This window comes from uncultured Kluyvera sp., from assembly GCF_902485085.1.
In the GTDB taxonomy this organism is placed as follows: Bacteria; Pseudomonadota; Gammaproteobacteria; order Enterobacterales; family Enterobacteriaceae; genus Kluyvera; species Kluyvera ascorbata.
The window spans coordinates 1-1951 of sequence record NZ_CABTJS010000061.1; the positions used below are offsets into that span (position 1 = coordinate 1).

The following is a 1951-nucleotide window of genomic DNA, read 5'->3' on the forward strand; positions in this document are numbered from 1 at the left end:
CTGCCAGAAGGCGTTGAGATGGTAATGCCAGGCGACAACATCAAGATGGTTGTGACTCTGATCCACCCAATCGCGATGGACGACGGTCTGCGTTTCGCAATCCGTGAAGGCGGCCGTACTGTAGGTGCGGGCGTTGTTGCTAAAGTAATGAGCTAATTATTGATTAATTAGTTTTGCACTTGAAAAGGGCACTTCGGTGCCCTTTTTGTTTTTTGTTATTCGTCCCCACTATATTTTCCGCACGATTTGATCCCTTATTTCGCGTGACTTCTCGCGTCTGGCTATTGTAATCATAATTATTCTCACTTACACTTTGTTCAGAAATTGAACGGGAGTGGTTATGTACGTTTGTTTGTGTAATGGCGTCAGCGATAAAAAAATTCGCCAGGCAGTGCGCCAGTTTCATCCGCAGTCTTTCCAGCAATTAAGAAAATGCATTCCTATTGGAAATCAATGCGGTAAGTGCGTTCGTGCTGCACGCGAGGTGATGGAAGACGAATTAATGCAAATGCCAGAGTTCAAAGAGATCGCCTAAGCTCGGATTTCTTTTTTGACATCCCTGTAGCCCGTTCTACGCTTCAATAAGTGGAAGCGGAGGGTCTATATAATGAAAGGTGATGTTAAGATAATAAATTATCTCAATAAATTATTGGGAAACGAGCTTGTCGCAATCAACCAATACTTTCTCCATGCGAGAATGTTCAAAAACTGGGGCCTGATGCGCCTCAACGATATTGAATATCACGAATCCATAGATGAAATGAAACACGCCGATCAGTACATCGAGCGTATTCTATTTCTTGAAGGGATCCCCAACCTGCAGGACCTTGGCAAGCTGCATATTGGCGAAGACGTCGAAGAGATGCTGCAATCAGATTTAAAGCTTGAGCTGGACGGTGCGAAGGATTTGCGCGAAGCCATTGCCTACGCTGATAGCGTTCATGACTACGTGAGCCGCGATATGCTGATTACTATCCTCACTGAAGAGGAGCATCACATAGACTGGCTGGAAACCGAGTTGGATCTGATTAGCAAAATTGGTCTGCAAAACTACCTGCAATCACAAATTAAGGTTGAAGGCTAAACGCGGACATCCCCGCCATAATAAAACCCGCAGCCCCCAGAAATGGGCCAAACGGCAGCGGGTTTTTTATCTCTGTCACAGAGTGCCGGTAGCAGGCTACGCCAACAATGTAGGCGATGGCCATTACGCTTGCCGTCAGGAGTAATCCCGGCAGTTGATGCCAACCGTGCCATGCCCCGAGTGCTGCCAGGTACTTAACGTCGCCATATCCTAATCCTTCACGCCTGCGAATTCCTCGGTATACCCAATACAAAAAAGCCATAAAACCGTAACCAGCAAGAGCGCCCCACAGGGCATTCACGACATCCGCAGTGGGGTTCAGGCAGAGCTGAAAAAGCAGCCCTGACCACAGCAAAGGGCAGGTGAGCCGATTAGGCAGCAGGCCGGTGCGCACGTCGTGCCAGCAAAGCGAGGCGTTTAGCACCATATAAATAAAAAAGAAGGGGAGGGCGGGTAAACTCATGTCGTCAGCACCGTTGGCGGGAAGGATGCGGGCAGTGTGCGCAGGCAAGAGGAGATGAGCAAAAGGCATTCACTGCATTCGCGAAGCGCTATCCAGATAACTTCGATGGATTGCATTTTTACACACTCGTCTGGGAACGACTGCGCAGGAAACAGTGATTAATTTATAAACACGAGTTGCATCGCATGGGTATTTGTGTATAATGCGCGGGCTTGTCTAATATTGACAGCGGTTCGATATGAGCCACCGGTACTGCGAAAGCGATACCAGACAATGTTCCCAATTGGGGAACTCTGTAAGAACGGTTACACTCTCCCATCAATCGTAATGGGTTTGAGGAGTAACTATTTCGTCTATAAAATAATTGGAGCTCTGGTCTCATGCAGAACCAAAGAATCCGTATC

General features: G+C 47.6%; 3 protein-coding genes and 1 pseudogene. 3 read left to right on the forward strand and 1 reads right to left on the reverse strand.

Features of this window, described 5'->3' with window-relative positions; translation table 11 throughout:
* From tuf to bfr, 3 genes and pseudogenes are all read left to right on the forward strand, one after another.
* Positions 1 to 156, forward strand: a pseudogene (gene tuf, locus RDN66_RS07175) (elongation factor Tu); the annotation flags it as partial.
* A gap of 184 nt (positions 157 to 340) precedes the next feature.
* Positions 341 to 535: a bacterioferritin-associated ferredoxin gene (gene bfd / locus RDN66_RS07180; protein ID WP_035894970.1), complete on the forward strand. Its 195-nt coding sequence runs from the start codon at positions 341 to 343 to the stop codon at positions 533 to 535.
* A 72-nt stretch (positions 536 to 607) separates the two neighbouring features.
* The gene (gene bfr / locus RDN66_RS07185) at positions 608 to 1084 is read left to right on the forward strand and encodes a bacterioferritin (RefSeq protein ID WP_123650842.1); all 477 of its coding nucleotides are present in this window, start codon (positions 608 to 610) and stop codon (positions 1082 to 1084) included.
* Here the strand turns inward: bfr and RDN66_RS07190 are convergent.
* Entirely contained in the window at positions 1068 to 1547 is a 480-nt protein-coding gene (locus RDN66_RS07190) for an A24 family peptidase (RefSeq protein WP_202217080.1), read from the reverse strand. The two genes, bfr and RDN66_RS07190, sit on opposite strands and share 17 nt — an antisense overlap.
* Positions 1548 to 1951 lie beyond the last annotated feature (404 nt).